The organism is Massilia timonae (assembly GCF_001866515.1).
In the GTDB taxonomy this organism is placed as follows: Bacteria; Pseudomonadota; Gammaproteobacteria; order Burkholderiales; family Burkholderiaceae_D; genus Telluria; species Telluria timonae.
In genome coordinates this window covers 2,609,946-2,630,887 of sequence record NZ_JRYB01000001.1, presented here as the reverse complement: position 1 = coordinate 2,630,887, position 20,942 = coordinate 2,609,946, and the positions used below count along the sequence as shown (strand labels likewise).

At 68.8% G+C, this 20,942-nt stretch carries 16 protein-coding genes; 8 read left to right on the top strand and 8 right to left on the bottom strand.

The features are described 5' to 3' along the window. The first annotated feature begins 159 nt into the window (after positions 1-159). The 3 genes from LO55_RS11320 (at position 160) to LO55_RS11310 (ending at position 4,559) form a co-directional block, all read left to right on the top strand. A complete protein-coding gene (locus tag LO55_RS11320) occupies positions 160-888 on the top strand; it encodes a phasin family protein (RefSeq protein WP_083415300.1) in 729 nt (242 codons plus the stop codon). Positions 889-1,012: 124 nt separating this feature from the next. Beyond that, positions 1,013-2,776, top strand: a complete 1,764-nt coding sequence (locus LO55_RS11315) for an ABC transporter ATP-binding protein (protein WP_005665617.1) — start codon at positions 1,013-1,015, stop codon at positions 2,774-2,776. Continuing rightward, entirely contained in the window at positions 2,766-4,559 is a 1,794-nt protein-coding gene (locus tag LO55_RS11310) for an ABC transporter ATP-binding protein (protein WP_071361532.1), read from the top strand. Before LO55_RS11315 ends, LO55_RS11310 begins: the two co-directional genes overlap by 11 nt. Here LO55_RS11310 and LO55_RS11305 read toward each other — a convergent pair. Then, positions 4,556-5,323 carry a DUF2243 domain-containing protein gene (locus LO55_RS11305; RefSeq protein WP_071361531.1) on the bottom strand — a complete coding sequence of 256 codons (768 nt, stop codon included), beginning with the start codon at positions 5,321-5,323 and terminating at the stop codon, positions 4,556-4,558. The genes LO55_RS11310 and LO55_RS11305 overlap by 4 nt on opposite strands. Positions 5,324-5,649: 326 nt before the next feature. Here LO55_RS11305 and LO55_RS11300 point away from each other — a divergent pair, with 326 nt between their 5' ends. Continuing rightward, complete coding sequence (locus LO55_RS11300) at positions 5,650-7,713, top strand: diguanylate cyclase (protein ID WP_005665610.1); 2,064 nt, start codon at positions 5,650-5,652, stop codon at positions 7,711-7,713. A gap of 25 nt (positions 7,714-7,738) precedes the next feature. Here LO55_RS11300 and LO55_RS26670 read toward each other — a convergent pair whose 3' ends face one another. Beyond that, positions 7,739-8,293, bottom strand: coding sequence for a porin family protein (locus LO55_RS26670; protein ID WP_071361530.1), 555 nt, complete (start codon positions 8,291-8,293; stop codon positions 7,739-7,741). Between the two features lie 346 nt (positions 8,294-8,639). Between LO55_RS26670 and LO55_RS11290 the strand changes: the two genes are divergently transcribed. From LO55_RS11290 to LO55_RS11275, 4 genes are all read left to right on the top strand, one after another. Beyond that, on the top strand, positions 8,640-9,782 hold the full coding sequence (locus LO55_RS11290; RefSeq protein WP_071361529.1) for a fumarylacetoacetate hydrolase family protein: 1,143 nt from the start codon (positions 8,640-8,642) through the stop codon (positions 9,780-9,782). A gap of 80 nt (positions 9,783-9,862) precedes the next feature. After that, entirely contained in the window at positions 9,863-10,630 is a 768-nt protein-coding gene (locus LO55_RS11285; protein WP_071361528.1) for a MipA/OmpV family protein, read from the top strand. Between the two features lie 50 nt (positions 10,631-10,680). After that, a complete protein-coding gene (locus LO55_RS11280) occupies positions 10,681-11,379 on the top strand; it encodes a response regulator transcription factor (protein WP_071361527.1) in 699 nt (232 codons plus the stop codon). Beyond that, positions 11,372-12,664, top strand: a complete 1,293-nt coding sequence (locus LO55_RS11275; RefSeq protein WP_071361526.1) for a sensor histidine kinase — start codon at positions 11,372-11,374, stop codon at positions 12,662-12,664. The genes LO55_RS11280 and LO55_RS11275 overlap by 8 nt, the downstream gene beginning before the upstream one ends. Here LO55_RS11275 and LO55_RS11270 read toward each other — a convergent pair. The 6 genes from LO55_RS11270 to LO55_RS11245 form a co-directional block, all read right to left on the bottom strand. After that, complete coding sequence (locus LO55_RS11270) at positions 12,661-12,984, bottom strand: hypothetical protein (RefSeq protein ID WP_005665604.1); 324 nt, start codon at positions 12,982-12,984, stop codon at positions 12,661-12,663. The genes LO55_RS11275 and LO55_RS11270 overlap by 4 nt on opposite strands. Before the next feature lie 73 nt (positions 12,985-13,057). Beyond that, positions 13,058-13,693 carry a hypothetical protein gene (locus tag LO55_RS26315; RefSeq protein WP_143054502.1) on the bottom strand — a complete coding sequence of 212 codons (636 nt, stop codon included), beginning with the start codon at positions 13,691-13,693 and terminating at the stop codon, positions 13,058-13,060. Positions 13,694-13,701: 8 nt separating this feature from the next. Beyond that, positions 13,702-17,346, bottom strand: coding sequence for a tubulin-like doman-containing protein (locus tag LO55_RS11260; RefSeq protein WP_071361524.1), 3,645 nt, complete (start codon positions 17,344-17,346; stop codon positions 13,702-13,704). Between the two features lie 17 nt (positions 17,347-17,363). Then, positions 17,364-17,822 (bottom strand): hypothetical protein, encoded by a 459-nt coding sequence (locus LO55_RS11255; protein ID WP_071361523.1) that lies wholly within the window; start codon positions 17,820-17,822, stop codon positions 17,364-17,366. A 20-nt stretch (positions 17,823-17,842) separates the two neighbouring features. After that, positions 17,843-19,357 (bottom strand): hypothetical protein, encoded by a 1,515-nt coding sequence (locus tag LO55_RS11250; RefSeq protein WP_229410129.1) that lies wholly within the window; start codon positions 19,355-19,357, stop codon positions 17,843-17,845. Further along, complete coding sequence (locus LO55_RS11245) at positions 19,354-20,868, bottom strand: hypothetical protein (RefSeq protein WP_071361522.1); 1,515 nt, start codon at positions 20,866-20,868, stop codon at positions 19,354-19,356. The genes LO55_RS11250 and LO55_RS11245 overlap by 4 nt, the downstream gene beginning before the upstream one ends. Positions 20,869-20,942: the final 74 nt, after the last annotated feature.

Genomic DNA, 20,942 nt, shown 5'->3' with positions numbered 1-20,942 from the left:
TGTAGCAATTCGGGCACATGGTCCTTGAGAAAAATCAAACAATGCTGCGATGCAATATTACCCTTGGTAAATAAGCCATCTTTGTGCTTTGCAACCCCAGCAAATCGTGGGTACACTGGTCGATATTGCAGCGCGCCATACTGACCGATAGGAAATCCAATGACTTCACTTCCCGAGCAATTGTCCGCAGCATCTACCAGGCAACTGAGCGCCCAGCTGGATGCGCAGTTTCGCTTCTTCAATACCTTCGCCACACAGGCGCTGGACAACGCCAGCCGCCTCATGTCGCTCAACCTGTCGGCCTCGCGCGATTCGGTCGAGCGCTCCTCGCACACCCTGCGCCAGCTGATCGAAGCGACCCAGCCGCGCGATCTGCTGGTGCTGCGCACCCACGCCGAGGAACAGGTGCGCAGCCTGTTCAACTATGGCCGCGAACTGGCCAACATCACCGCCAACGCCCAGCCATACGGTTTGCGCACGATCGCGGCCGAGGCCGCGTCGTCAGCCGCGCCGCCGGCCGTCCTCGCATCGGTCGTGCGCGAAGCGCCGATCGCCGAGGTCGTGCAGGAAGCCCCGAACGTCGCCGCCAAGGCTGCCGAGGAGGCCGCGGAGCAAATCGAGGGGGCTGTCGAGCAACTACCCGAAGCGGCAGCCGCGCCGCAGCCCTTCGTGGTCGAGCAGCCCGAGCCGATCGCGAGCGCGGCAGAGGTGCAGGCGACCGTCCTCGACGAGCCCGTTCCGGTGTCCGAACAGAAGCCGATCGCCAAGGCCGTCGGCAAGGGCGCGCCGAAGGCGGCAGCGGCGCCGCAACCGCTCGCGGCTCCGGTCGAGGACAAGGATTCGACCACGGTCACCCGCATCGGCACGTCGTCGAAGCGCCGCAAATAGGATGCGCGACAGGATGCGCGAATAAGGCGGCGAAATGCGTCGCGAAATGCGCCGGATAGGCAAAACGACTACACTAGCGGGCTCTGGCCCGCTTTTTTTTCGGGCGCATTTCCAAGGATTTCGAATGAGTTTGTCCAGGCTGATCGGCGGCTTCGTACGCCGGCATTGGCAATCCTATGCCTCGTCGGCCGTCATGCTGGTCGGCGTCGCGATCTGCACCGTCCTCATCCCGCGCAAGGTCGGCGCCATGGTCGACGCCCTCGCCGCCAACCGCCTCGGCCAGCACGACCTGCTGCTCGGGATCGCCGAACTGGTCGCGCTGGGCGTGGCGATCTACGTGCTGCGCGTCTGCTGGCGCATCCGGCTGTACTCGGCCGCCTACAACCTGGGCGTCGAGCTGCGCACCCGCCTGTACGCGCGCCTGGCGGCGCAGGGCCCGGCCTTCTACCAGCGCCAGCGCACCGGCGACCTGATGGCGCTGGCCACCAACGACATCGACGCCATCGAGATGGCGGCCGGCGAAGCCTTGCTGGCCGCCTTCGACGGCACGCTGACCCTGGTGATGGTGCTGGGGATCATGATGCTGGGCGTCGACTGGCGCCTGGCCCTGGTCGCGCTGCTGCCGTTCCCGCTGATGGGCCTCGCGTTCTGGTATATCTCGACCCATATCCACACGGCCGAAGGCGATGCGCTCAAGCGCTTCTCGGCCCTCAACGATCACGTCCAGGAATCGCTGTCCGGCGTGCGCACCCTGCGCGCCCTGGGCCTCGAAGGGCGCAGCGCCAGCCAGTTCGGCGAACTTGCCGGCAACGCCGCGCAAGCCAGCCTGACGGCGCAGAAATGGGAAGCCGCCTACGAGCCGGCGGTCGGCCTCACGCTCACCGCCGCCACCGGCCTCACGCTCGGCCTGGGCGGCTACCTGGTGTGGCAGAACGAACTCACGGTGGGCGCCCTGACCAGCTTCACGATGTACCTGGGCCAGCTGATCTGGCCGATGTTCGCGGCCGGCTGGGTGCTGACCCTGATCGAACGCGGCCGCGCCGGCCTGGCGCGCCTGCAACCGCTGCTCGACGCCCCGCTCTCGGTCGAAGACACCGGCACGGTCGAGCAGGTCGGCCAGGGCGCGCTGGTGCTGGACAAGGTCACCTTCGCCTATGGCGGCGCGCAAGCGGATCTGCGCCAGCCGGCGCTCGACGCGGTGTCGCTGCGCCTCGAACCGGGCCAGACCCTGGGCCTGGTCGGCCCGACCGGTTCCGGCAAGTCGACCCTGCTGCGGGTGCTGCTGCGCCAGGCCACGCCGCAGGCCGGCCGCGCCGAATGGGCCGGCCAGCCGCTCGAGGCCTATCGCCTGTCGGCCTTGCGCAGCGCGACCAGCTGGGTGCCGCAAGAGTCCTTTTTGTTCTCGGCCTCGATCGCCGAGAACATCGCGCTGGCCCGTCCCGGCGCCTCGCGCGCCGAGGTGATCGCGGCGGCGCAGATGGCCGACATCCACGACGACATCCTGCGCTTCCCGCACGGCTACGACACCCCGGTCGGCGAAAAAGGCATCACCCTGTCGGGCGGCCAGCGCCAGCGGGTCGCGATCGCGCGCTCGCTGCTGGCCGCCAGTTCCCTGCTGCTGCTGGACGACGCCCTGTCGGCGGTCGACACCGGCACCGAGACCCGCATCCTCGAGCACCTGGCCGAGCTGCGCCAGGCGCAGCCGGGACGCGCCGCCATCATCGCCAGCCACCGTCTGTCGGCGGTGGTGGCGGCCGACCACATCGTCGTGCTCAAGGCCGGCCGCGTGGTCGAAGCCGGCACCCACGATCAACTGCTCGCGCTGGATGGCTGGTACGCCAGCCAGTGGCGCTACCAACAACTGGAGGCCAGCCTCGATGCAATCTGACGCAACGTCCGTGGAGCGCGGCGAATTGCGCAACCAGGCGAAGCTGGCCACGCGCCTGCTGCGCCGCGCCGCCGCCCCCGAAAAACGCCACCTGGTCGTCGCCACGCTGTGGCTGATCCTGGCCGCGGCCTTCGAAGTCCTGGGACCACTGCTGGGCAAGGCCCTGATCGACGACCACCTGCTGCCGCGCCACCTCGACTGGACGCAGATGACCCTGCTGCTGGGCGGCCTGGTGGTCACCGGCTGGATCTCGAGCTGGGTGCGCTACCTGCAGCTGATCCGCCTGTCGGGCCTGGCGATGCGCTCGGTGCAGCGCCTGCGCGAATGGGTCTATGGCCACGTGCTGCGCCTGCCGATGGCCTTCTTCGATCGCGCCATCACCGGCCAGCTGGTCAGCCGCGTGACCAACGACACCGAGGCGGTCAAGACCCTGTACATCCAGGTCCTGTACGTCATGCTCGACAACTCGATCGTCCTGGTCGGCACCATGATCGCGATGGCCTGGCTCGACTGGCGCCTGATGCTGATCGTGCTGACCCTGGTGCCGGCGGTGGTGGGCATCGTCTGGCTCTACCAGCGCCTGTCGGCGCCGGCGGTCACCCGCGCGCGCGCCCTGCGCAGCGACATCAATGCCCAGATGGCCGAGTCGATCGGCGGCATGAGCGTGCTACAGGCCAGCAATGCCGAAGTGCGTTTCGGCGAGCGCTTCCTGGGCACCAACCGCAGCCACTACACGGCGCGCGTGGCCGAGCTGCGCGCCAACGCCTTCCTGCTGCGGCCCGCGCTCGACCTGCTCAACGTCGCCCTGCTGGCGCTGGTGATCTTCGCCTTCGGCCAGCGCGAGATCGGCGCGGTCGAGGTGGGCGTGCTGTACGCCTTCGTCAGCTATATCGCGCGCGTGGTGGAGCCCCTCATCCAGATCACGATGCAGTTCAGCGGCCTGCAACAGGCGGTGGTGGCGGCGGCGCGCGTGAACACGCTGCTCGATGAAGCGGGCGCGCCGGAACACGATCCGGCGCGCGCGCAGGACGAGGCGGCGTTCGTCGCCGGCGCGCCGGCGGTGCGGGTGCGCAACGTGGAATTCGCCTACGTGGCGGGCCAGCCGGTGCTGCACGACCTGTCGCTCGACGTGCCGCAGGGCGCCTTCTTCGGCATCGTCGGCCACACCGGCAGCGGCAAGTCGACCCTGCTGTCGCTGCTGCTGCGCTACTACGTGGCCGACAAGGGAAGCATCGAGATCGGCGGCCTGCCGCTGGCCGGCATCGGCAACGAGCGTTTCCGCAACGAGGTCGGCCTGGTGCCGCAAGACCCGTTCATCCTGGCCGCCACGGCGCGCGAGAACATCGACATGGGCCGCGGCCTGCCCCTCGAGCGCCTGCAGGCGGCGGCGCGCGCGGCCCACGCCCACGACTTCATCGCCGCGCTGGAAGACGGCTACGAGACCCAGCTGGGCGAAGGTGGCTCGCGTTTGTCGTCCGGCCAGAAGCAGCTGATCGCGATCGCGCGCGCGCTGGCGGGCGAGCCGCGCATCCTGCTGCTCGACGAGGCGACCTCGCGCATCGACAGCGCCACCGAGCAGATCGTGCAGGAAGCCCTGGAAGAATTGCGCGGCAAGGTGACCATCATCGCCATCGCGCACCGCCTGTCGACCATCCGCGAAGCCGACCGCATCATCGTGCTCAATCACGGCAAGATTACCGAGGCCGGACCGCACGAGGAACTGATGCGGATCGAGGGCGGCTTGTATCAGCGGCTGTATTTGTTGCAGCAGATCGCCGTCTAGATTCGACTCCAGTTGAAACAACCGGCCGGCGCGCCGCTGCCGCTCACCAGCAGCGCGCCGTGCCGGTACAGATCCCAGCGGCGCGCTTGCGGCACCGCCACCACCACCACGCCCATGGCGCGGTCGCTCCACACCAGCCGGCCGTCGACCGCGTCGAGCGCCGCGAACACCCCGCGCGGGCCGGCGCCGGGGTGGAACACGACGGTGGTCAGGTCTTGCCCCGGCGGCGGCATCAGCGCCCAGGCGCCGGCGCCGACCGTGCCGGCGGCCAGCAGGGCCATCGCCGCGGTGGCGTTGCGCATCCCTTTGCCGCTACCGCCCCCTCCCTGGCGGCGCAGCCAGCGCCAGCCCAGCACCAAGGGCACGATGCCGAACACGGCCAGCCAGAGCAGATCCCACAACAGCGGATTCGGGCTGTCGATGCGGATGCGGTGGATACCGAGCAGCCAGTGCGACAGCAGCGCGTCGACCGTGTGCCAGACACCGAAGCCCACCAGCAGCGCACCCGCCAGCGGCCGGCCCCAGTCCACGCCACCACGCCGCTGCGCGCGCCACAGACCGACCAGGCCGGCCAGCGCGACGACGTACATCAGCAGGTGGAAGTAGCCGTCCCACAACACCTGCAGGCGCAGGTCGTCGATGCCGGGAACCAGGCTGAGCAGATGGTGCCACTGCAGGATCTGGTGCAGCAGGATGCCGTCGAAAAAGCCGCCGAGCGCAAAGCCCAGCGTCGCGCCCCACCTGGCCCATGGCGATCTCAACATATCCATCTCCTCAACGCTGTCCCGCAGCCAGTATAGGAGGTGAAGCGGAACGGCATCGCACCATTCCCTCAACAAATAATGTGTGATTTGCTGATCGACGGTATATGTCGAAATACAACACTTCGTTCCATGCCGCAAGCGCGGGCGGCGGCCGGTTTGGCCTGGATTGGCGGGCTTTCTGGACAACTCGCAGGGGCTCGGCCATTGCTGCGCGAGCCTGTGTCATTTTTGTGACATTTAAAGAGAAAGTGAAATTTCTACTTTGCAACAGCCATATAATGGACCAAACAATTTCCGCCGGAACGACCGGCCCGACGAGAACCGGCATGTTGGCTGTCCTGCACCGCGCATTCGCGCGCTCCCGCTCCCACGCACTGGCGCTGGCCTTGTGCGCGGCATCGGCGTTGGCGTTCGCCGATGACGCCCTGTCGCTGGACCAGCGCATTGCCGAGATCCGCGAACTCAACCGCTTCGTGCCCGAGCGCGCCCTGCCGAAGCTGGAAGCGCTCGAGGCCCAAGCGCGCAAGGCGCCGCTGACGCAGCGCATCGAGTTCCTGAACCAGCTCGCCATGGCGCGCCACGGCCTCGGCCACCATGGGCAGTCCTTCGCGCTGGCCAACGAGCTGATTGCGCTGGGCCGTGAATACGATCATGCCGGCGCGCTGGCCAAGGGCCTCCTGATGCAAGGGTATTCCGCCTTCGCCCAGCATCGCCCGGGCGAGGCGCACCGCCTGGTCTGGGAAGCGGAAAAGCTGGCCAACACCACCGACGACATCGACCTGCGCGTGCGCGCGGCCATCTCGTCGGGCGAATCGCATGCCGAGGAAGGCAATCTGCCGCGCGCCCTCGAACGGCTGCAGGGCGCGGCCGCGCTGGCGCGCGCGCAGGGCGAGCCGGTGCACGTGGTCATGGCGCTCAACTCGCTGGTGCGCCTGTATGCCCAGATGCGCGAACCCGAGAAAGGCTTCGTCCTGCTCGACGAGGCGCTTGCCGCCGCCGAAAAAGCCCGGTCGCCCGGCCGCATGGCCACCATCCGGAACGCCGAGTACGGGCTGGCGATCGACACCGGCCAGCGCGAACGCGCGCTGCGCGCGCTGCAGGAAGGACTGGCGCTGGAACGCTCGATCGGCGCCAACAAGCGGGTCGTGGTGTCGCTGATCAACCTGTCGGATTTCTATCTCAAGACCGGGGACTTCAAGCACGCGGCAAGCTACGCCGAACAGGCGTTGGCGGCGGTGGGTCCGCTGAACGACCGCGCGCTGGACGCCACCGCACACCTGAACCTGGGCCAGGCCTATCTCGGCACCGGCCGCCTGGCCGAAGGCAAGCGCCAGATCGAGATGGGCATGGCCGGCTACGAGGAAATCGGCGACAAGCCGGAACTGCAGACCGCGCTGGTCGAATACGGCCTCGCGCTGGAACGCGCCGGCGACCTGGCCGGCGCGCTGCAGGCCTACCACCGCGAACGCAAGATCTCCAATGAGCTGTTCGAACGACGCCGCCAGCAGGCCATGCTCGACCTGCAGGAAAAGTACGAGGGCGACAAGAAGCAGCGCCAGATCGAGCTGCTGCGCAGCGAGAACCTGATCAAGTCGACCGAGATCGACAACCGCCGCCTGCAACAGCGCGTGTGGTGGCTGCTGGTGGCGGTGTTCGCGCTGGCGGCGACCGTGGTGGGCCTGCTGTACCGCAAGGTGCGCCACGCCAACGCCCAGCTGCACGAAAAGAACCGCGAACTCAAGCAGCAGAGCGTGCGCGATCCGCTGACCGGGCTGTACAACCGCCGTCACTTCCTGGAGTACATGCGCACGCCGCCGGAAGCGCAGGCACCGGGTGGCGCCCCGGCTGGAGCGTTGTTCCTGCTCGACGTCGACCACTTCAAGAACATCAACGACACCTATGGCCACGCGGCCGGCGACGCGGTGCTGACCACGATCGCGGCGCGCCTGTGCGAGATCCTGCGCGAGACCGACATGATCGTGCGCTGGGGCGGCGAGGAATTCCTGGCCTACCTGCCGACCGCGCCGGCCGGCAAGTCAGGGCTGGACGAGGTGGCCGAGCGCATCCTGGCCGGCATCGGCGCGACCGTCGTCGACCATGGCGGCATGGCCCTGAGCGTGAACGTCTCGATCGGCTATGCGCCCTTCCCGCTGTCGGTGGGCAAGCAGAGCCTGGCGTGGGAACGGGTGGTGAACCTGGTGGACATGGCGCTGTACCTGGCCAAGTCGCACGGGCGCAACCGGGCCTATGGCGTGCGCGGCTTCGCCGACGACAGGCTGGCCAGCATCGATGCGATCGAGCAGAACCTGGAGCATGCCTGGCGCGCCGGCCAGGTCGACCTGTCGGTCGTGATGGGAGAGCGCGACCTGCCGCGCGCCGCGAACGGCTGAGCGTCCGCGGCGCAGATCTCATGCATCAGAAGCCGTACTGCAGGCCCACCGACACGACGTCGGCCTTGGCGCCCACTTCCTTCTTCTTGCCGTAGCGTTCGTATTCGCCGAACAGCGACACGTTCGGGGCCAGCGCATACTGCACGCCCAGCGCGGCATAGGCGCCGGTGTCGCGATCGGTATAGCTGTCACCCATGAACGAGGTCTTGGTCTCGTTATACGACGCGCCCAGCTTGCCGTAGGCCGAGAGTTCGGCGTTCACCGGCATCGTGTATTTTGCCGCCGCATAGGTGCGCGAACTCTTCACCCGGGCGTCCGGAAATCCCGGCGCCGACGTGACGCTGAAGTCCTCGTTGCCGAAGCGCGCGTGGCCGACTTCCACCGCCCAGTTCTGGTCGATGTTATAGCCGCCGAAGATCTTGCCGCCGGCCTGCCAGTCATCCGTGGTCTGGTTCTTGGCGCCGGATACGGCGGCGCCGATATAAGGGCGCGATGCGCCGCCATCGGCGACGACGGTCTGGGCTTGTGCGGAACCGATGGCAGCGAAGGTGGCTGCGAGCGTGATCAGGATTTTTTTCATGATGTCCTCTGTCTGGTCTGGTTCGCAATTCCTCATTGAATTGCGTATTAGAAAGGTAGCACCAATGACAAGCCGAGTTGAACCGTTGATGCGTAAGCGGTTGTAACGAATATCGGCTCGGACATTCGTCGAACGGACAGGTACCGCGACTTGTCGCAACATTGCGCGCCGTTCGCCGCACGTTCCGTGCCGATCGGGCATATGCATTGCGTTACCTCTGGATACAACTTGGCGATGATCCCTTGCCTGAGCGGCTACAGTGCGCCTGGCAAGGATCGGATATGCACGACAACGTCGCGACATCGCCTCGCTACGATGCCGGCTCGTTCATCACCTGGAGTCCATCATGTTCCGCCTTCGTACCGTTCTCTCCAGCGCCAGCCTGGCGCTCGCCGCTGCCACCGCGCCGGCGGCGCCGCCGGCCGCCGCCCCGACGCTGGCGCCCCTCGCGCAGGCCCATACCTTCGCCCAGGTGCGCCAGGGGGGCCGGGTCCACACCCTGCTGGCATTGCAGATGGGCGCCGGCAAGCTCACCGCCATCGACCTGAGCGCGGCCAGCGGCTCGTACAGCCCCGACGCCTTCGACGTCATCAACCGCTTCGATGCCGCCGCCCTCGACCGCCTGGCGCGGCAGGCGCAGGGCGCCGTCAGCCATCCGCTCGAACACCTGCTCGGCGTGGGGCCGCGCGGCCTGGCCCACATCGCCGCGGGCACCAACTACCCGGCGCACGGCAAAGAGGTCGGCATGCACGAGGCCTTCCTGTTCCCCAAGCTGTCCGCGGCCGGCGCTCCCCGCGCGCGCGTCGCCGCCGCCCCCGGCGCCCTGCTGGACTACGAGGTGGAAGTGTGCGCGCGCTTCGACCGCGAACTGCGCTCGGGCGCCGATTTCGACGCCGCCCGCAAGGGCTTCTTCCTGTGCGGCGACTTCTCGGACCGCGCCACGCTGGTGCGCAACATCAACCTGGCCAATCCCGCCTCCGGCGACGGCTTCGCCGACGCCAAGAGCGGGCCTGACCGCTTCCCGGCCGGCGCCCTGCTGGTGGTGCCGCGCGACTGGAAGGCCTTCCTGCGGGGCGTCACCATCGCGACCCACGTCGACGGCCGCCAGCGCCAGCACGCCCGGGCCGGCGACATGATCAAGGACCTGCGCGCGATCGTGACCGAGACGCTAGGCGAGGCGACAAGCCGCACCTGGTCGTATGCGGGCGGGCGCATCCCGATGGTCGCACGAAAGGCGATCGGCACCGAGAGCGCGGTGCTGACCGGCACCGGCGACGGCGTGGTGTTCCAGGAGCCCGCGCCGGACGTGATCGAGGCGGTGATGGGTGCGAAGGACCGCGCAGCGCAACTGGCGCAGATCGAGCGCTACCTGGCCGGCGAGGCCGCCAGGCGCATCTATCTGCAACCCGGCAACCGGGTGCGCCATTCGAGCAACTACCTCGGCTGGATCGACGCCACCGTCGTCGCGGCCGGCGCGCCTTCAAGGTAAGCCGCCGCGCCAACGACATTTCATCGACACGCCTGCCGCATAGTGCAGGCACGCATTCACGACCATCGACAGGACTATCCATGAAGCCTCTTTTCCTCTTCGCCACCCTTCTTGCCGTCTCCAGCCTCGCCAGCGCGCAGCAACCGTCACGCTGGGGCCTGGGCGTCGGCGCCGCCGTCTCGGACTCGGTGTACGCCGGCGAGGGCACGCGCGTCACCCCCTTCCCGCTCGTGACCTACCAGGGCGAGCGCTTCTACTGGCGCGGCGTCATGGGCGGCGTCCACCTCGTCAAGCGCGGCGGTTTCGCGCTCGACGCGACCCTGTCGGCCCGCTTCGACGGCATCGACCGGGACGATTTCGGCGTGGCCGAGCTGGCCGAGCGCGGCATCGACCGCAAGCTGCTGGTAGACCGCGACGACGCCTTCGACCTGGGTCTGGCCGCCAGTTGGCGCGGCGCCATGGGCCAGCTCGAGCTGGGCGTCAAGGGCGATGTCACCAGCGCCAGCAAGGGGATTGAAGTCAACCTGAGCTATGGCTATCCGTTCCAGTGGGGCGCCATGCGGATCACGCCGAACGTCGGCGTGTCGCACCTGTCGAAGAAGCTGGCCAATTACTACTACGGCACGCTGCCCGGGGAAGTCGCGCGCGGCGTGGCCAGCTACCAGCCAGGCAGCGCGGCGGTGGCCCGCATCGGCATCGACGCGGTGCGCCCCTTCGCCGGCAACTGGGTCTTCATCGGCAACGTCGGTTACCGCAAGCTGCCGACGAAGCTGTCGGACAGCCCGCTGGTGGAGAAGGACAAGGACGGCTCGGTGTCGGCCTTCATCGGCTTCAGCCGCGGCTTCTAAGGTTTGGTGCGATACTGCTCCGGCCATTTCAACCGACCTCGTTGCGCCCCATGATCAAGCAGCCCCTGAGCATACTCATCATCGAAGACAACGCCGGCCTGGCCGCGAACATCTACGACTACCTGGAAGCCTGCGGGCACCATCCCGACGCCGCGCCGGATGGCGAATCGGGCCTGGGGCTGCTGGCCATCAACCGCTACGACGCCATCGTCCTCGACTGGATGATGCCGCGCATGGACGGCATGACGATGCTGGCGCGGCTGCGCCAGGAGATGAAGTCGCGGATACCGGTGATCGTCCTCACCGCGAAGGACCAGCTCGAGCACAAGCTGCACGGCTTCCTGACCGGGGCCGACGACTACGTGGTCAAGCCGGTGGCGCTGGCCGAGCTGGAAATGCGCCTGCGCGTGCTGGTGCAGCGCACGCGCGGCGCCGTGGCCGAATCGCAGGTGCTCGAAGTGGCCGACCTGCGCTTCGACCTCGGCACGCTCGAGGTGAGCCGCGCCGGCAAGGTGCTGGCGATGACGCCGGTGCGGCGCCAGCTGCTCGAACTGCTGATGCGCCGCTCGCCCGCGCTGGTGCGGCGCGAGGAACTCGAAACCCTGATCTGGAAGGACGACGTGCCCGACACCGACGTCCTGCGCTCGCACATGCACATGCTGCGCAAGGCGGTCGACGGCGAATCTCCGCGCAAGCTGCTCAAGACGATCGCGGGCAGCGGCTACCGGCTGGGGCTATCGGATGAATAGGCGCATCCGCGGCATGTCGAGCCTGCAGCGCAAGATCAGCGCCATCTTCGTCCTGTTCTTCCTGACCATGGCCCTGGGCCTGACCGTCCAGGGCAACCTGAGCCAGCACCTGATCGTGCATCCCTTGTGGGAGGAACTGCTGGAATCGAGCACCGCCCGGATGCTCGCGGGCGGCAAGCCGGCGCCCGGCGAGGAACAGCCGCCGACGGGCCTGGTCCGCGGCTGGCGCCTGGGCGCCGGGCCGATTCCGGCCGACATGCCGCCCTATTTCGCCGCGCTGCGGCCCGGCTACTACGACGAAGAGCGGATGGACAGCTACGAGTCGGATCTCAGCCATGCGGTGCTGGTGACGCCGGTCGGCGACGGCGAACGCATCGTGATGGCGGTCGACATCACCGACCTGGAAAACTACCAGAACAATATGGCCCTGGTCAGCGTGCTGATTGCGGTGCTGAGCGCCGCGATGATCGCCGGTTCGATCGCCTGGGTCTACCGCAGCCTGCGGCGGCCGATCGGCGTGCTGGCGCAGCGGATGGAAGAACTCGATCCCGAGCAGCCGTCGCAGCGCCTGGCGACCGACTTCGCCCTGAGCGAACTGCACGACATCGCCGTCATCGTGAACGGCCACCTGGAACGGGTCGAGCGCTTCATCGAGCGCGAACGCAGCCTGCTCGACCAGGCGAGCCACGAATTCCGCACGCCGATCGCCGTCATCGCCGGCGCCGTGGACGTGCTCAAGCTGCATGACCTGCCGCCGGCCGCCGGCGCCCCGCTGGCGCGCATCGAATCGACCGCCGAGAACCTCACCGAGATCATGGCGGCGCTGCTGTTCCTGTCGCGCGAGGACGGCAAGGCGCCGCTGGAGACCACCCGGCTCGATGCGCTGCTGCTGGCGCTGATCGACGACCACCGGCATCTGCTGGACGGCAAGGACGCGCACTTCGTCGTCGAAGCCCTGGAACCCCTGACGGTGAACAGCCCGGAAGCGATCGCGCGCATCGTGGTGGGCAACCTGCTGCGCAACGCGGCCGAGAACAGCTACCAGGGCGCCATCCGCGTCAGCCTGGCGCAGGGGCGCCTCTCCATCCAGGACAGCGGCGCAGGTTTCGACACGGTGGCCGCCGCGCGCCGCTACACGCAGGCGCTGCGCACCTCGGCCAAGCAGGGTGGCGGCCAGGGCCTGGGGCTGTTCCTGACGCGCCGGGTGTGCGAGCGCTTCGGCTGGACCTTGGCGATCTCGTCCGACCCCGCGCACGGCACGCTGGCGGAGATGACGTTTGTTTAATCGTCTTCCCTGATCTCGTCCGCCTGTTCCTGGATCTTCTCGCCGGCGCGTTCCACCGACTTGCCGACTTCCTCGGTCGCGCGGTCCAGGCCGCGGCTGGCTTCCTCGGTCGCGTCCCTGACCTTGTCGCGCGCCTCGTCGACCGCGTCGTCGACCCTGGCCAATTCGTCCTGCACCGAATCGGTGACCTTGGCGCTGGCATCGTCCAGCGCCTTGCCGATGCGTTCCGCCGGCCCGGCGCCGTCCTCGTCGCGGCTGCAGCCGGCCAGCGCCATGAGCATCACCGGCACCAGCAGCGCCCTCGTCATGCTTGCCTTCATTCCCTGCTCCTTGCGGTTTTCTCGACGCCTTGCATGATACACCGGGCCATCCGGCGTGGATGTGCTTACAGCTTCATCCACCGCGCTTCGGATCGGCCAGCGGATGGCTGCGCCGGCGCCGCTCCTCGCGCGTGCAGGCGGCGGCTGCGGCATTGAGCGCATCCTGCACCTTGCGCAGCTGCGCTTCGCTGGCGCGCGTCTTGCGCAGCGCGATCAATTCGTCCTGCGCCTCCTTCGGCTTGCATTCCTTCGCCAATGCGACCGCCGATGTCATGCGGCGCTCGATGCGCGCCGCCGTCGGCTTGGTCAGCATCCAGGCCAGCCATAGCAGGCCGAGCGCGATCAGCCACCAGCGCAGGCGGATCGGCTTGCGCGCCGGAGCGGCCGGACGGGGCGCCGCACTCGGGCGGATGGGCGGCGCTGCCGGTGGTGGGGGCGATCTGGGCGGTGCCGGCGGCACTGGCGGTGCTGGCGGTGCTGGCGGTGCTGGCGGTGCTGGCGGCGCTGGTCGCGGAGCCGCCGCAACCGGGGCTGGCGGGGGAACGGCGGCCGGCTCCGGCCGTTTCGCCAGGCTGGGCGCCGGCGGCGCGATCGGCGCCGCGGCCGCCTGCTGCGCCGTGCCGCACCAGGGACAGAATGCGACCCGGCGCGGAAAGGCGCGTCCGCAGCCGACGTTCACGCAGCGGTGGAGGGACTGGGCTTGCTCCATACCTGCTCCTAGTCCGGGTCCGGCACGCCGTCGTCGGGATCGGGTATCCCATCATCGCGCGTCCGGCCAAGCGCGGTCGCCAACGCGGTTGCCAATTCGGGCAGCTCACCCACCGTGCTCCACTTGCCGATCTTCGGATGCCAGCGCATGTCCCAGGCGCGGGTGGCGTGGTCGATCTCGCCGCGCGCGGCCTGCTGCGCGACCTCGTCGACCGTGAACGGCCCGCGCTGGGCGCCGCCGATGAACAGCTTGAAGCGTGGCGTCGCGCTCGGCAGCGGTGGCGGCGCGACCGGACGCGGCGCCAGCGCCTGCGCCGCCGCTTCCTCGTCCGCCAGCAACGCGGGCAGGATCACGCGCTTGTCGACCGCGCGCTCGACTTCCCAGCCGTAGGCGTCCTGGCTCGAGCCGGGAACGGCCTCGGTCCAGCGCTCGACATGGCCCAGCAAGGCCTCGACGCGCGCCGGCCCCAGGGCCGGGTCCAGCGCCTGCGCGCGCCGGATCCAGCTGTCGTACAGGCGGCGCGCGGTGATGTTCGGCAGCGAGGGCGATGGCAGCTGGGCGCCCGTCTCGTCGACTTCGAGGCGCGGTTCGTACACGCGCAGCTGGTAATAGCGCATCAGCGCCGCCAGCAGCATCAGCCGCTGCGGGCCGAGATTCGCCAGGCGGGCCTGGACCGCCGCGACGATCCCCTCGCGATAATAAGGCGGCAGGCCGTTGGAGCGGATCGCGAACTCGTTGCCGACCTGGAGCCATTCGCCGGACCCCGCTTCGACCTCGAACAGGTACTGGCCACGCGGCTGGAAAGCGGCCTCGCGGTCGCCCAGCTCCGCTTTGCGCCGGATGACGCCCAGCGCGATCGCCTGCAAATACCACTCGTAATCGTCGGCCAGCCGTCCCAGCTCGTCCATCGACGGCGAGATCGGATGGCGAAAACGCGTGGCGTCGAAATGCAGGTGGGTCGGGATCTTCGGGTTCTCGATCTGGTACGAGGCGCGCCAGGTTGGCAGGCCACGCAGCACCGTCATCGGATAGCCGGACAGCTCGATATAGCACACCGCCCTGCCGCTCACCCCGGTGTTGACGATCGACACCAGCTCGCCATGGAAGTAACCGGTCGGCACGGCGGCGCGGATCTCGGCCTCCATGCGCCGCCACGCGATCGGGTCACCCACACCGATGAAGCACTTGAACTGGTCGGCGTTCGGCGTGAACTCGGCCGAGAAGCGCGCATTCACCCACGGCATCGCGCTGCGGATCCACTCGGCGAAAATGCGCTGGCGCTCCTGCGGCGACAGGTTCGATAAACGTTCGAGCAGCGGATCGGCGCGCTCCTGCTGATCCAGCCCCTGGCTGGACAGCTGCAACTGCGCGCGGCGGAACAGCTTGAGCAGCAGCTCGGCGCGCAGGCGTTCGTCGCCCAGCTGCGGAAACAGGCGCGCCGAACCGCCGAATTCGAGCAGCACTTCCTCGCTCCAGATGCTGGTGTCGCCGGTAAGCCTCACTGGCGCCGGCGTCGTATCAAGGCCGAGCTTGATCGTGGTCGCATGTTCCTGGCGCGCGTCGGCGCGCAGTTGCATGATGCGCTGGTCCACCGCCCCGAGCATCGCCTGCACGGCGCGCCGGCCCTCCTGGAATTCGCCGGCGATGCCGCTCCACTGCGCATGGCCGTGTTCATCGGTGGATTGCGGATCGCCCAGCCAGCCGGATAGCGAGCGCATCACCTCGATCGCCTGGCCCGCCGCCACCGCGAGCAGGTGGAAGCGCAGGTAGTCGGCCAGGTCGCGCTTGAGGTGGCCCATCACTTCGCGCGCCTGCGGCTCCTTGCCGAACAGGCGGCCCGCGGCCTGGCCCAGGTTGTTCAGCGATTCCTCGACCTGGCGCGTGCGCAGCGCGTCGCGGATGTCGCGGTAGCGGCGGCCATTGCGCTCGGCATGCGCCAGGTCGCGCTGCGCCAGGCGCGCCTTGACCTGCTCCAGCAGCGACAGCACGAATTCCAGTCCGCCCTGGCGGCGGTCGTCGAGCAGGGCGTACAGGCGCTCGCGCACCCTGCCCTTCACGCGGTTCGTCAGTTCGCCGGTATGGCGCTTGATGCGGTCCTCGCTGGTCTCGGCGGTGGCGCCGGCTTCGCGGATCGCGTCGCGTTCGAGCTGCGGCAGCAGCTCGGACACTTTTTCGCGCCACAGCTTGATGTCGTAGGACGCCATGATGCGGTCCATCTCGAGCTGGACCCGGCTTTCCACGCGCTCGAGCAGCGAGCGGCCGTCACGGTCCTGCAGCAGCGCGGTCGTCAGCGCGTACTCGGTGAAGGGCGTGACGTCCACCGAACCCTTGCGCAGGTCGGGGAACTCGTCGAACGGCCGCTCGGCCATTTCCATCTGCTCGCGCATGAAGGCGTCGCGCTCGGCGTCGCCGGCGCGCCTGGCCGCCACGCCGTCCGTGCCCGCCAACCCGAAGAAGGCCTTCACCATCAGCGCCGCCAGTTCATAGGCGCGGATGTCTTCATGCAGGCTTTGCTGGGTGTCGAGCACCGACTGGCCGAAGCTGGAATACGCCTTCGAGTACGACAGCCGCATGTCGCCGAAGCGCGCCTCGGGCACGCGCGGGTTGTACGGACCCAGCTTGTGCTGCTGCTGGTTGACCGCCACCGAGCGCTTGCGGTTGGCGAAGTCCGCCGAGGCGAAGTCTTCGAACAGCGTGTCGGCCACCATCTGGTAGACGTCCTTGACGTCGAGCGTGGCCTTGTTGGCCAGGTTGGCGGTGTCGACCACATACACGTCGTCGTAGGGCGCGCCGCGGCCGGCGATGCTGTCCGGGTCCAGCCACGTGACATTGGCGTTCATGTCGCGCATCGCCGTCTCGAGTTCCATCAGGGTGGCGTAGGCATTGGCCTCGGTGCGCTCCTTGTTGGCCTTGGCGAAACCGGACGGCATCAGCAGCACCAGGTCGACCTGGCTGTCGGACACTTCCTGGCGCGCGATCGCCTTCGACAGCCAGCCCAGGTCGAGCACGCTGCCGGCGCCGGTGCCGCCGGCGGCGGAGGCAATGACGACGATCCTGAATTTCGAGGTGTCGACCTGCAGCCCGAGGCGCTGGTAATTTTCCTTGCGCTCGATGCCGGCATTGCTGCTCAGGTAGTTCAGCGCGCCCTTGATGCGGCCGCGCAGCTTCGGATACTTGTCGAACAGGTAGAGCCGCGCCAGCGCGCGGATCTGGCCCGCGCCCTTCGACGGATCGATGCCGAGCGAGCGCAGCTTCTTGGGCCGCAGCGGCATCCAGCTCTCGATCAGCGGAAAGCGCGCCAGGCTGTCGTCGGACTCGTGGTATTGCGGCAGGTCGAGCGGCTCGACCAGGCGCTCCTCGTCGGAGAGGCGCACCAGCTCGTACCAGGGATCGGTGCGCTGCGACTTGCCCTCGTCGATGACGGCATTGCTGTCGAGGTCGAAGTGCAGGAAGCGCGCCACCGGGAAGTCGGCGATCGATTCGACCCGGGTCGGATGGCGCCGGTTCCAGACCGCCGACAGGATGCGGCGCCGGATGCGCATCATGACTTCCATGCCGGTGCCGCCGGCGCCGATGAACAGGGTCGGCCGCAGGTCGACCTTCAGTTCGGCCGGACGGCTGTTGAGGCTCGATGGGTTCGGGAATTCTGCCATGGTATAGGAACCCCCTCTTAGCGACGGCCGATGAACAGCGACGCGACCAGCGCCACCAGGCCCACCGCCACCAGCGGACCGGTGACGGCGAAGGTCAGGAAACGGCTGGCGTTGATGATGGCCAGCACCGCCGCCGCCGACAGGAAGCCGAGGCCGACGAACAGCAGCCAGCCCGCGTTGCCGGCCGAGGAAGGCGCCACGCGCTTGCGCACCAGGTGGTGGACGTAGGCGCCGCGCACGAAGAAGTAGACGCTGAGCAGGATCAGGAACACGATGCCGCCGATCGCCAGGTCGCGGTCCGAGGTGTCGGCCACCGGCAAGGTGTGCGGGTCGACCGGCATCACTTCGACCGGGCGAGTGGCGGTGTCGGGTAAAGTCTGCGGCAACGAGTCTTGTGGCGATGCCGACTCCTCCGGCAGCTTGAAGCCGGGATCGGCGGGCGATGGCGCATTTGTCGGTGGCTGGGTTGCCTGCATGGCGTCTTCCTTTCTGGTATTCAGCGGCCGAGCCGCACTTGCGCGCCTTCGCGCACAGCGAGCAGCCGATGGCCGAACAGCGTTGTCTTCAGTTGCGCGACCTGCTCGCCATGGCGGTCATGGACCGGCTGGATGGTGCCGGGGCGGCCGCGCAAGGTGCGCGCTTCTTCATCCACCAGCACCTGCGCCGTGCGCGGCCTGGTCCAGGCCCAGGCGCCGGCGGCGAGCAGCGCCAGCAGCGCCAACAGGCCACCGACGAGCGCCAGCAACGGTCCCATGCCGTAGTGGACGCGCACTTCCAGCGGCAGCACCGCCGTCGACGCCTGCACCCGCGCCGGCGGGATGAAGATGTCCGGCAGCGGGTCGCCCGGGAACAGCGCCGCCATGCGCTGGCGGAAGGCCTGCGACAGCACGAGCTTCTGGTCGGCCAGGTGCAGCTCGATCCGGCCCGGCAGCACGTAGGCGGAACCCGCGGACTTGAGCGCGGCCAGCGACCATTTGTCGGGCATCTGCGCCACCGGCAGCGGCATGCTCGAACCCAGCGGCGCCGGCTGGCCGGGCGCCAGCGCGCGCACGCGCTGGGTATCGAGCACGATCGGATGGCTCTCGCCGGCAAGCAGGGAGCGCGCGCTCAGGGTGGCGGATCCGATCGTGTACGGATACATCGTGTTTTCCAGGTTCCACTCGATGCGCGCCTGCGGCGTGCGCGCATCGGAAGCGACGTCGGCGCGCAGCACGCCGCCGGCGTCCGCGGCAAACGACACGCCCGGCGCATTGACCACGCGGCGCGGCGCCAGCCGCACGGTATCGCGGTCGAGCGGCTTGAGGCGCGCCGGCGGCTCGGTGATCACCCGGGCGATGCGTCCAGACGCCAGCAGCGCATCGAGCGCCGCCGCGCCTTGCGGCCCGACCGCGAAGGCGTACACCATCAGGCCATTCGCGCTGTAGTGCTTGCCTTGCACCGGCATGCGCAGCGGGAAGGCCAGCGCCTTCGTGATCGCGTCGCCGCCGTGGATCAGCGCATAGAATTCGCGGTTGCGCGCGGCCGTGGCCTGGTCGTTGTCGGGGCTGTTGCGGTTGTTCGTCACCAGCCAGACGATGCCCGGCCGGCCCTGGAGCACCTGCCCCGTCGCGGCGCGCACCGCTTCGCCCAGGTCGGTGTCGGCCAGCGCGGCGCCGCCCGGCTTGCGCGCCGTGTCGAGGCTAGAGATGGCTTGCGCCACGCGCGCGCGGACCGGTTCCTCGCTTGCCTTGAACGACAGCAGCGCGCGCGGCGACGGCGTCCCAGGCAGCGACTGATTGAAGCTGGCCAGCACCAGCGCTTCTCCCGGCTGCACCACGCTGCCCGCTAGCGCCGCCACCAGCGGCTTGAAGGGCGACCTGGGATCGCTGTAGAAGGGCTCCATCCAGCCCGAGTTCTGCACCAGGAAGACGTGCGGCACGGAAGGCGACGCAGCTGCGGCGCACAGCGACACGCCGGCCAGCAAGGCCGCCACCAGTGGACGTGCGATCGTCTTCATCATCGTCGTGATCACAACAGCTCGTCCAGGCGCCAGCCGCGCATCTGGTTCCAGTCGGGATGGTGCAACCACAGGCAGCCGCCCGCCACCACCGGCACGCACTCGAGCGGACGGGCCAGGCGCGCGATCTCGTCCAGGATCACGTTGCGGCGCCCGATCCACTCCACCGTGGTGCGTGGAATGACGCGCGCAGGCGTGCTCACGTCTGCTCCGGTCCCCAACGCTTCTTCGGCGCGGAAGTTTGCCTTGTGAAAGCGCAGCACCAGGCCGCTCGGCTGGCTGCGGTTGTTGTTGAAGCTGCGCAGCAGCGGCAGCACCAGCGTGTCGTCGTGGTGCGGGTCTTCGACGTGCTCGTTCGACCACGGCTCGTCCAGCACCGGATGCCCGCGCCGGAACAGGAAATTGGCGAAGCCGAGGCGCGCGCCGTCGATCGCCATGCGCGCCGGCAGGTGGTCGGGGCCGGCGCCAAGTTCGAGGTAGGAATAGCCCTGGCCATCGTGCCCGATCTGCCACAGGCGGCCGTCGCGGCTCTGGGTCGGCCCGCCGAAGTCCAGGCGCGGTTGCCAGTGCAGCGGCCATGGGGTGAACAGCGGCGCCTCGCCCGGGCGCCAGGTGAGCTGGCCCTGGGCATGCAGCCAGAACAGGCGGCCGTCGTAGCCGAGCGGACGGCTCCAGCCGGCTGCCGGCGCATCGGGGCAGGCATATTCCTGCGCTTCATCGAGGTCGAGACGCATGCTCCACAGGCGCACGCCATCGATGCCGCCCGCGAGGCAGGCCAGGTGGCGCCGCATGAGGCCGGGCGCGGCCACGATGGGCGCGGCCAGCACGCTCTCGGTGCGGTAGGTTTCGCTGACCGGGTCGATCCAGAGCCGTTGCAGGCCGTCCAGGCCGGGGACCACGCCGGCCTCGCCGCGGCGCGGCTCCAGCGCCGGGATCCAGGCGTGGCTGGACGCGGTGAACACCAGGCTGGCGGCGCCCGCTTCGGGCGTGAGCACATGCCAGCTGCCGCCCAGTGGATCCCAGTACTGCAACACCCCGCGGGTGTGGGCCAGCGCCAGCAGGCGTTCGCCGGGAAAGCCGAAGCCGGCGGCGGCGAACACCGAGCAGGCATTCGGCGGCGCCGGCATGGTCAGGTCGCAACGGCCCGGCGTCGGCGCGGGCGGGCGTTCTTCGAGGCTGTCGCCAAGCGGCAGTGACGTGACCGGCAAACCGTGCGGCACGTGGCGCGGCAGCATCTCGTCCCCACCCGGGCCCCACCACCCGCGCGCATGCGCCGGCGTGCCGGCCAGGCGCAGCAGCGGGCGCCCGCAGCGCGGGCAGTAGGCGAAGCCTTCGGGATAGATCGGCGAGCAGCGGCAATCGAGGGGTAGCGAAGCGCCGAGCACGTGGGCGACGTCGGGCAGGCGCTGGCGCGCGCGCCCCTGCCAGTCGACCGGACCCAGGCCCGCGCTGGCGAGCAGGGCGAATTCGCCGCTTGCCTCGTCTTCCTGCCAGATACTGGCAGGCGTTTCCCATCTGTACGCCATTGCTGCCTTTCGCTCTGCCAAATAATTTGTCGAAACACGACCTGTGGGCCGTGGCTTTGCTATTGCTCAAATGA